This is a genomic window from Actinomyces sp. HMSC065F11 (assembly GCF_001813085.1).
Taxonomy (GTDB): domain Bacteria; phylum Actinomycetota; class Actinomycetes; order Actinomycetales; family Actinomycetaceae; genus Gleimia; species Gleimia europaea.
Genome location: NZ_KV811483.1, coordinates 40,138 through 49,688 on the forward strand (window position 1 = coordinate 40,138; position 9,551 = coordinate 49,688).

Consider the following 9,551-nt stretch of genomic DNA (forward strand, 5'->3'; position numbering starts at 1 on the left):
CAGGCGTTTACGATCGTATATTGTTGCGTACTTCATGCATTGTTACGGCTATGGGCATTTGGAGCATTGATAAATTTGCCCGCAATCACGCGAAAAAGCGATTTTGGCGTTCTTGAGGTGGGTTGATTTACGCAACGGTCGTTGCAGGTTAGGTATGCCGTATCTAATCTTTTCGGTGTGAAACTTTCTGAGTGTAAGCGCGGCGATACTGGCCAGCTGCAAAATGTTGAAATCCAACCGTGCTATCAGCTACGGGTGCAAGAACTGGGCCTGCGTTCAGGAGCGCATTTCACAGTCGTAAACCGCGCCGCCTTTGGAGGCATGGTCCTAAATATCGGAGGAACGCGAGTCGCGGTAGACCATCGTTCTTCAAAATTGATTGACGTGGAGTTAGTTAAGTGAGTTGCCCAAAGTGTTCGCCCAAAAATCCGCAGTCTTGCGATAACCCGCAGGCCAGGTCTGTTCTCTTAGACGTCAAGGATGTTCGCCATCCCCGTGACACCGTGGTGCTGGTTGGTAACCCAAATGTTGGTAAGTCCACCTTCTTTAACGCGGTTACGGGTGCTCATCAGGCGGTTGTGAACGCTCCGGGTACAACCGTGGAGCTCATGCAGGGTCGTTCTACGGCGCTGGGAGCACGTGTTATTGATCTTCCCGGCACCTACTCGCTGGTGGCCAATTCTGAGGACGAACAAGTCGTCGTCGATACCTTGGCAGGTGCAACAGGGTCTGCTACGGACATGGCGTCGGGTCAGTCTATTGACCTTGTGGTCATGATGCTGGATGCCTCGGCAATGACGCGCAGCTTGTACTTGCTTGGCCAGGTAGCACAAACGGGGCGCCCGATGGTTGGCGTTATAACGATGGCGGATGTTGTCGAGCACGAGGGTGAGGTAGTTGATGCGGCCGCACTTTCAAACACGCTCGGCATCCCGATTTTGGCGGCGGATGTGCGCACGAAGCAGGGAGTGCGCGCGGTTGAAGACATGATCCGTTCCGCTCTGATTTCTCGGCCCCGCGTAAAGTCGATTCTGCCCGATCCGACTGCTCCCGGATTTAACCAGGTGGCAGCGCAGGCAGCTTTCGAACAGATTGATAAGTTGAAGTCCCCGCAGATTTTGGGCATTGGTGAGGGCGCTCCGGTCTCGAGCGCGGTAGATTGCGGTTGCTCCGCGGCAGAAAATACCAGTAAGGGGCCGGCGGATTCTTCGGTGGAAGCGGCGCGCTTGGCTGATACGTCCGAGTTTGATCGCGCGGCAAAACTGTTTGCCTGGGTTGAGCGGGTTGAGGAACAGGCGGGACGTAAACGCGACTCTGCGCGTAAACCGTCTCGTTCAGACAAGATTGATTCCCTCCTTCTTCATCCGCTGGTTGGCATCCCGGTATTCTTCTTGCTCATGTGGCTTCTATTCCAAGCCGCGGGTAACTGGGTTGGCCCCGTGCAAGACTTCTTCGATGGGCTGTTTTCCAGCACCGACGAAGGCGCTTTCTCACTAGCTAACCTTTTGAAGTTTGCGTTCGCAGGCGTGGGCTTGTCCGGCACTTGGGTTGAGTCGCTGTTTGTTAACGGTCTCGCAGTTGGCCTGGGCGTAGTTGCCTCGTTCGTTCCGCTCATGTTCGTGATCTTCTTGGCGATCGCGATCTTGGAAGACTCTGGCTACATGGCGCGCGCAGCGTTCCTAGGGGATCGCGTTATGCGCATGATCGGCCTGGACGGGCGAGTAATCTTACCTCTGATTATGGGCTTTGGATGCAACTTGCCGTCGCTTGCGGCAACTCGCACGCTACCAAACGCCAAGCAGCGGTTGGTTACAACGCTCATCATTCCCTACACCTCCTGCGCGGCTAGGCTCACGATCTATTTGATGATCGCGCGAATCTTCTTTGAAGATAACGCTGGCAATGTCGTGTTCTTGATGTACGTTTTGTCGCTTTTCATGGTGGTGCTCGGAGCGCTCGTGCTGAAGCCGTTCATCACGAAGGGGGAGTCGAGGGCTCCACTGATGCTGGTGCTGCCGGCTTACCAGATGCCGCGTATTCTCGTGATTTTGCAAAATACTTGGAACCGGGCGTGGGCGTTTGTGAAGGGCGCCGGCAAGATCATCGTGGTTATGACTCTTGTGGTGTGGTTGATGAGCGCAATCCCGATGGCAAAGGGCTACTCCTTCGCTGATGAGGAGTTGCCGATGGAGAACTCCTTGTACGGTTCCACCGCGCGCGTTCTTGAACCTGTATTCCAGCCCGCTGGTTTTGGTGATTGGCACATGACTGGCGCACTGATGACGGGATTTGTGGCTAAGGAAACGCTGATCTCTTCGATTGTGACTTCCTACAACCTGGATGAGTCCGCGGCAGGTGACGCGGAGGACGGGGGTGACGATCTTGGTTCGCTGCCCGAGTTGGTAACAGCATCATTTGAGAGGACTGCGGGCGAGCAGTACGCGTCTTTGGCAGCGTTTGGCTTCCTGGTGTTCGTTCTGACTTACACGCCGTGTTTGGCTACGGTTGCGGAGCAAAAGCGCCAGATTGGGGCGCGCTGGACGATAGGCGCAATGATCGTTCAGCTGGCTGCAGCCTGGTTGCTGGCAGTGCTGGTGTTCCAGGTTGGTAGGCTGCTGTGGTGATTGTCCGGAACCAGCCGCCTCTTTACCGGCTGATGGATGAGCTTAGGCAAGGCGCAACTTTGGAGGCTGCCGCCCAGCGGGCGGGGCTGCGAGTTGAGATTGCGCAAGTGATGGTAGATCACTTGAACCGGTCGGGGCGCTTGCAAAGCGCAGGGTCGCTGTGCTCATCCGGATTGGGAGCCTGCGGCGGTGGAACTTCGCAAGAGGTGAAGGTCCACTGCGCAGGTTGTCCACTGTCCGTCGGTTAGTAGGTGGCCGGCTCCGTTAGCCGTGGCAGAATGAGTGTGCGTCGGGGCTAGTCGTCGAACTCCAAAGTTCCCGGCTCCCTGTACTCCCACTCCAGGTCTTCATCGGTGATTCGCCTGATGATCTTTGCGGGAACTCCAGCCACAACGCACATTGGAGGCACATTCTTGGTCACCACGGCTCCGGCGCCCACAATAGAGCCCTTGCCAATGGTGATTCCGGGAAGCACAACAGCGTGCGCACCGATCCACACGTCATCCTCAATGTTGATGGGAGCAGAAAACTGCGTGCCATCCTCACGCAACTTAGGGTGAATCGGGTGGTTAGTGGACGTTAGAGTCACGTTGGGACCAAACATAACGTTCTTGCCAATGTTGATCTCATAGTCGTCTACAAGCGTCAAACCTGTATTGGCATAAGCGTTGCCAGAAAAAGTTGTTCGGTGCCCGTAAGCAACAGAAATAGGCGGCTCGAGGAACGCATTTGAAGCGCTTTCCCCAAACAGTTCCGCAATGAGTTCTTTACGTAGGGCCTCATCATCAACAGTTGTTCGATTGAAGCGCGCAACCAGGCGCTTAGCCCGGTCCCGCTCACTCTTGAGTCCTTCCAAGCCCTCGTAGGCATCGCAGTACAGCTCACGCTCTTCAATGCGCCTGCGAACTTCTTCTTCTGAAAAATAAGTGGCCATTAGTCTATTCCTTCTATTCTTGGGCAGCCGCAAGATTCTCCTGGCACCAGTGAAACAGGGAAAATCACGTGTTCAGGTAAAGGCTCGTACGGCTCTTTAACGAGGGTCTCGACTGCGGTGGTAAGCATTTCGTTAATGGGCTGTCTTACAGTGGTGATTCGAGGTTGAACATACTTAACGGTGTCCGTGCCATCGAAGCCCATGATGGCAACGTCTTGAGGGACGCGCACGCCAGCTTCTGTTACGGCTTTTTGGAAGCCAATAGCTAGTGCGTCAGAAAAACAGAATACGGCGGATGGGCGCGAGTCTAGCTGTAGGAACTGCTTTCCGGCCTCATATCCGCCCTCTAATGACCACGAAGTAATGATGGGAGTGAGGGGCTGCAATCTCGCATCGGATAGTGCCCTTTGGTAGCCGGCCAGCCTAGTGTTATCGCCGGGGAACAAACCTCCGAGAACTGCCAGGATCTGTTCGTGCCCATGGTCGATCAGATGCTGGGTAGCGATTCTGCCTCCCTCGGCAAAATCTGGGCCAAGTGTGGTGAAGTGTTCCAGGCCAATCTGGCGGTCCAAAAGAATTGCTGGAACGGGAAGTTTTTGGTGGCGCCAGTCATCGTCGTCGAGCGCTGAGACCATAACGATAAGACCGTCCACTCCCCAAGAGAGCATTTCGCTGATAACGGTTTTTTCAGTTTCGGGATCGTTATGCGTGTTGGAAAGCAGCATGGAGAGGTTGTGGCGCGACAGTTCTTGGTCCAGTCTGTGCACAACGGCGGAGTTAAACAGGTGCTTTACGTTGGGAATAACAACGCCGCACGTCTGTCTAGCTCCAAGCCGTAGTGCTCGTGCCGTGCCACTGGGGTGGTAGCCAAGCTCTTGGATAGCTTCAAGCACTCTGAGCCGGGTGCTCTCAGCCACGGGCCTAGGCCCGTTGTTTACAACGTAGCTGACAACGGCGGAGCTGACGCCGGCTCGAGCGGCCACCTCATCTCGAGTTACCCGACGTTTTGGTTCAGCCCGCACGTTGCCACCACCTTGAGATCATTACTTCACCGCGCCCGCGAGCATGCCCTTCATGAAGTACTTTTGCAAGAACAGGTATGCAACTAGCACGGGGATGACACCCAGGAACGATCCGGCGATTGCTGCGTTCACGTTGGATCCGGCCGCGCCGAAGAAGGACGCGATAGTGGGGGCCAACGTGCGCATCTCATTTGTAGTCATGATGTAGCTACTCAGCGCAAACTCGTTCCAAACGTTAGTGCCGGTAAGGATAACCACCGTGATTGTAACGGGCTTTAGTAGCGGCAAAACGATAGAAAAGAAGGTTCGTAGCGTTCCTGCTCCATCGATTTTCGCGGCTTCCTCCAAACTTCCGGTGATACCGCGCAGAGACTGCGTGTACAGGAAGATCGCCTGGGGAAGAGCGAAAGCTGCCAGCGGCAAAACTAGGCCCATGTAGGTGTTCATCATGCCGAAGCTCTTGAGCAGACGGATCAAGGGAACAAGGATGGACAGCGGGGGAATCATCATGACGGTAAGCGTCAGCATGAGGATAGTTTGATTCCACTTTGTCCGGCGTCGCGCAAGCGGGTAGGAGGCCAGTGCGCCAACAATTACCACGATGGCTGTAGCCAGGATGGTAACAATGGCCGAGTTTAAAATGGCTTGGCCTACGTGTCCGCGCTCCCAGGCGATGACAAAGTTCTCAAATGTGGATTCTCCAAATGGGATCGCCCACGCAGAGCTTTGATCTCGCGAACCTTTAAAGGACGCAACCACGCCTAGGTAGAAAGGTACTAACTGTACAAGGCAGACCAGTACCAGGAGGAAAAGTATGAACTTAGGAGTTTTCAAAGAATTCTTATTTTCACTCATCACAGACCCACCCTCGTAGCGCGCCTATCAAGCCAGCGGTTTGTAATAACCGTGAATAGAACGATTATGAAGAACAGCACCACGCCCTGCGCGGCTGCGTAGCCGGCGGCCTGACTGCCAAAGTAGGTGCGTCCAATCAACGTTGAAACGGAGTTGGTGTCAAAGCCCGGACCTCCATCGGTTAGAACCTTAATGATGTCGTAGAGTTTGAGTCCGCCGATTAGGTTAATAACAACGGAAGCTGCGAATGCCGGGTGGAGCATTGGCCAGGTGATGTCTTTGAACTGTTGCCAGCCGTTAACGCCGTCAAGTTGGGCGGCTTCGTGAACTTCTGTTGGAATCGACTGCAGTCCGGATAGGTAGATGATCATCGATACGCCAACGAACTGGAACGAGTTGATGAATACGATTACGGCGATAGCAAAGTTGGAGTTTGCAAGGTATGCGACGGGCTGACCACCAAACGCTTCCAGGATCCCGTTCAACGCGCCTTGGCGGAACCGGAATACGAGGTAGTAGAAGGTGCCCATAACGACCGGTGAGATGAGGACCGGCAGGTAGATAATGGCTCGCACGCTGTTGGAAATCTTGCCGGAACGCTCTAGCAGTACTGCTAGAAAGAGACCAATGATCTGCTGCAGTATCGTGCTTCCAATTCCGTAAATGAACGTGTTGCGCACTGCCACAAGAAAGTTGGGATCGCGTACTAATCTCGCGTAGTTAGACCATCCTGCACTGGAAAGAGTTGGAGAGTATCCATCCCAACTGGTGGTGGATAGGTATGCGCCCTGGAGTACGGGCCATACGAGGAAGATCGCGAAGATTGTTAAAGCGGGAACATACATTAGGTTCACAGAAGAACCTTTAAAGAATCTGCGCACCGCTGTTTTTGTATCACTCATGGTTCACCTAATCGTGGTAGTGAGGTGGGGTAAAATCTGGCGATTTTACCCCACCTCTAAGCAGATAATTACTTCTGCTGTGAGTACAGCGTCTGGTACTGGTCTGCCATCTGCTGAGCAGCAACTTCCGCTGTCATTTGACCATTGATCACGCCATCAGTGGTGGTAATAATGGTGTTCCACATGCCGTTAGGCAGGTAGAGACGGTCGAAGAACGGCATGGTCGGAATCTCGCCGGGAGCAACGTACTTGTCGAAGCTCGGCTGCAGGTTGCCCAGGTCTACTTCAACGTTGGTTAGGCCAGCGTAAGCGCCCATGGCCTCAAGGAATGGCTTTGCGTTTTCTGGCTGTGCAAGGAAGTCAACATACTTCAAAGCAAGCTCTTCGTTCTGGCTGGTCTTGGAAACGCCGAATGCGCTCACGCCTTCGCCACCAACCATGTACGGTCCGTCAACGCCGGGCATCGGCATGAAGCCAAGGTTTGCATCCGGGTTGTACTCGTAAGCCGTGGAAAGAACGAACGGCCAAGAGATCGCAAAAGCTGCGGTGTTGTCAGCTAGCTGACGCGACATGTCGTCAAGCGTCGCGGACACGTAGTCAGGGTTGAAGAATCCCTTTTCCTGCCACTTCTGAACGTGCGAAGTTACGCCCTGAGCCCAAAGTTCAGTGCTGAAATCGCCATTCTTAAACGCTTCGTTTTGCTCGGGCGTAAATGCGCCAGAAGCAATGTAGTTGCCAATGTCACCTGCGTTGGATTCTTTACCGGATGCAGTGATCGGGGAAATATTGAGCTCGTCCTTGATCTTCTGCATGGCGGCGTCGACGTCATCCCAGGTCTTTAGCGAATCCGGGTCAACACCTACCTTGTCGAGGATTTCGTAGTTGACCAAGAGTCCTGTGGTTGAGTACTCAAGAGGAAGGGCGTAGATGTTTCCGTCAGCGTCATACATGACCTTGTCGAGGCCCTTGCTGACGTACTCCGCCCAAGGCCGGTCATTCAATGGGCGCAAGTAGGGACTGTAGCGGTTAACAGACCAGCCGTGCGTTGAAAACACGTCTGGCACTGAATCCGAAGCCATCTTGACCTTCATGTCATCTTCGAACGAAGAGGACGCGATGGTGAGATTTACCTTTGAATTCGTTTCGCTCTCAAACTTTGCGGTCAGCTCCTTGATCTTGGCTTCCTGAGGCGAACCGGTAGGCATGTTCATGAACACGTCAATGGATCCGCCGTCAGCGCTACCGCCTGCGTCAGAGCCAGAGCCTCCTGAACAGCCAGCTAGGCCGAGTGCCAGTGCTGACGCTGCTACGGTTGCAACGAAAATTTTCCCTTTTCTCATCGTGAAAAGACTCCTTCGTCTTTATTGGTTTCCTACTTTTCGACTATTTCGAAAAGTAGCGTCTGGTCAGTGTGTAGACGGGGTGTCTGCACACCAGAATTTTGGAGAATGGAACCGGTGGTGGTGATTCCATCAAAGTAGCGCCGGCCATCTTCAGCGGGTTGGCTAAGTTCGCCAAACCACAGTGGCGGCACCAACCCTGAGGGCTCACTGCCAACGATTACCGGACGAATAGTGTAGGTACGCGAATCATCCAATCCGCTAAAGCGTAGCCTTCCGCGCGGAGAGATAGCGGAGCGTCCTCGCGTAACCATTTGGAATAGCGCGCGAGACTTATCTTTCGTAACTACTCCGTGTAGCCAAATCGTTTCATCGGGTGTTTCGCAACGAACAATGTCCGAAGAGTGGAGGAAGTCACGGTTCAACTTGTAGAACGCGATCCAATCCTTCAGGTCGGACATCTCGCTGTCAGTGGCTTCAAGAATGTCCCACTCGATTCCAAAATGGCCCCAAAGAGCGGTGCCACCGCGCATGGCCATAGTGGAGTGGCGCCCAGTGGTGTGCGATTCAGTTGATGCCACGTGCGTGCCCATGAGCTCCGGCGGTGACACCTGGTTGTACCAGCGGGTCATCTCTTGGCGCTCAACCGGATCGATGCAGTCCGATACCCAGAATCGATCGGTGTGCTGCAAGACCTCTAGATCTACGCGGCCACCTCCAGAAGAACAGCTTTCAATTTCGAGGCCGGGACATTCTGCCTTGATCTCGTCAAACAGGCGGTAAACAGCGTGTGTTTGAGCAGATACGCCAGCGCGTCCGCCAAGCTGAGTGTTACCCGCTTCGATCAGGTCACGGTTGTGATCCCACTTGATGTAGTCGATCGAATACTCGCGTACTAGCGACACGACGCGGTCTTTAACATACTCAAACGCTTCCGGGATTGCGATGTTGAGAACCTGTTGATGGCGCCACTGTAGCGGTAGGTCTTTTGCATCGGTGCTTCCCTGCGCGGCCATGATCCAGTCCGGGTGCTTACGGGCCAGGTTGGAATCTTCGTTGATCATTTCCGGCTCAAACCAGAGCCCGAACTGCATACCGAGGTTGTGCACCATGTCAACCAATGGCGATAGTCCATCTGGCCAAACATCTTCATCCACGTACCAGTCGCCGAGCCCCTTAAAGTCATCGCGGCGGCCGAGGAACCAGCCGTCGTCGAGGACGAAGCGCTCTACGCCAATTTCGGCAGCCTTTTGAGCGAGCTTCTGGAGCTTCGGAAGATCATGGTTGAAGTAGACCGCTTCCCATACGTTAAGGGTTACGGGACGCTCAGTCTTTGGGTGATTCTTGCGGCTGCGGAACCAGCGGTGTACCTGCTGGGCAGCGTCGTCTAGACCGTAACCGTGCACAGCGTAGAACCAAGGAGTCGAGTACGTTTCGTCCTTGCCCAGCGTAACTTCACCGGGCATAAGCACTTCCGAACCTGCAATGACCTGCTGGCCGGCGATTGACTTTTCCACCCAGGTGCGGTGGTTGCCAGACCACGCGGTGTGCAGGCCCCAAACTTCGCCTTGGCGGAACGAGAAGCCCTTCGGGCCAACGAAAGTGAAGCCAGGAGCGTCAAAGCCGGTGCGTCCGTGGCGTCCTTCGCGCAGGTCACAGCCTAGAACTACGGGGCGGCTTTGAGCCACGCGTTCCTTGCCCCACCTTCCGGTGGTATCGAAGATTTCATTAGCTTCCAGCGGCAAGTTAAGTGAGATGCCCAGCTCTTCCAAGTGGTAATCGGACTCAGAGAGGTTGGTTAGCTCCGCGCGGATACGCAGTGGGCCCTGTTCGAATGAATTGTCCCCTGAAAGTTAGACAGTTTAATAGTAGGG

At 54.4% G+C, this 9,551-nt stretch carries 8 protein-coding genes; 2 read left to right on the forward strand and 6 right to left on the reverse strand.

Annotated elements, in window-relative coordinates; all coding sequences use genetic code 11:
- Positions 1 to 177: 177 nt before the first annotated feature.
- A complete protein-coding gene (locus HMPREF2891_RS07300; protein WP_083309375.1) occupies positions 178 to 402 on the forward strand; it encodes a FeoA family protein in 225 nt (74 codons plus the stop codon).
- Positions 399 to 2,624, forward strand: a complete 2,226-nt coding sequence (gene feoB, locus HMPREF2891_RS07305; protein WP_070664734.1) for a ferrous iron transport protein B — start codon at positions 399 to 401, stop codon at positions 2,622 to 2,624. The genes HMPREF2891_RS07300 and feoB overlap by 4 nt, the downstream gene beginning before the upstream one ends.
- A gap of 295 nt (positions 2,625 to 2,919) precedes the next feature.
- Here feoB and HMPREF2891_RS07310 read toward each other — a convergent pair whose 3' ends face one another.
- The 6 genes from HMPREF2891_RS07310 to HMPREF2891_RS07335 all read right to left on the reverse strand — a co-directional run bounded on the left by HMPREF2891_RS07310 (position 2,920) and on the right by HMPREF2891_RS07335 (position 9,497).
- Positions 2,920 to 3,558 (reverse strand): sugar O-acetyltransferase, encoded by a 639-nt coding sequence (locus HMPREF2891_RS07310; protein WP_070664736.1) that lies wholly within the window; start codon positions 3,556 to 3,558, stop codon positions 2,920 to 2,922.
- Positions 3,558 to 4,580, reverse strand: coding sequence for a LacI family DNA-binding transcriptional regulator (locus HMPREF2891_RS07315; RefSeq protein ID WP_070664738.1), 1,023 nt, complete (start codon positions 4,578 to 4,580; stop codon positions 3,558 to 3,560). Before HMPREF2891_RS07315 ends, HMPREF2891_RS07310 begins: the two co-directional genes overlap by 1 nt.
- A gap of 21 nt (positions 4,581 to 4,601) precedes the next feature.
- Complete coding sequence (locus tag HMPREF2891_RS07320) at positions 4,602 to 5,435, reverse strand: carbohydrate ABC transporter permease (RefSeq protein WP_052038770.1); 834 nt, start codon at positions 5,433 to 5,435, stop codon at positions 4,602 to 4,604.
- Positions 5,435 to 6,337: a carbohydrate ABC transporter permease gene (locus HMPREF2891_RS07325; RefSeq protein WP_070618333.1), complete on the reverse strand. Its 903-nt coding sequence runs from the start codon at positions 6,335 to 6,337 to the stop codon at positions 5,435 to 5,437. Before HMPREF2891_RS07325 ends, HMPREF2891_RS07320 begins: the two co-directional genes overlap by 1 nt.
- Before the next feature lie 68 nt (positions 6,338 to 6,405).
- Entirely contained in the window at positions 6,406 to 7,677 is a 1,272-nt protein-coding gene (locus HMPREF2891_RS07330) for an ABC transporter substrate-binding protein (protein ID WP_070618330.1), read from the reverse strand.
- Positions 7,678 to 7,709: 32 nt separating this feature from the next.
- Positions 7,710 to 9,497 (reverse strand): alpha-galactosidase, encoded by a 1,788-nt coding sequence (locus HMPREF2891_RS07335; RefSeq protein WP_315940659.1) that lies wholly within the window; start codon positions 9,495 to 9,497, stop codon positions 7,710 to 7,712.
- Positions 9,498 to 9,551 lie beyond the last annotated feature (54 nt).

Excerpts from the sequence above, each read along its gene's own strand:
- HMPREF2891_RS07330 (WP_070618330.1), bottom strand. The coding sequence starts at position 7,677 with ATGAGAAAAGGGAAAATTTTCGTTGCAACCGTAGCAGCGTCAGCACTG.
- HMPREF2891_RS07320 (WP_052038770.1), bottom strand. The coding sequence starts at position 5,435 with ATGAGTGAAAATAAGAATTCTTTGAAAACTCCTAAGTTCATACTTTTC.
- HMPREF2891_RS07310 (WP_070664736.1), bottom strand. The coding sequence starts at position 3,558 with ATGGCCACTTATTTTTCAGAAGAAGAAGTTCGCAGGCGCATTGAAGAG.
- HMPREF2891_RS07325 (WP_070618333.1), bottom strand. The coding sequence starts at position 6,337 with ATGAGTGATACAAAAACAGCGGTGCGCAGATTCTTTAAAGGTTCTTCT.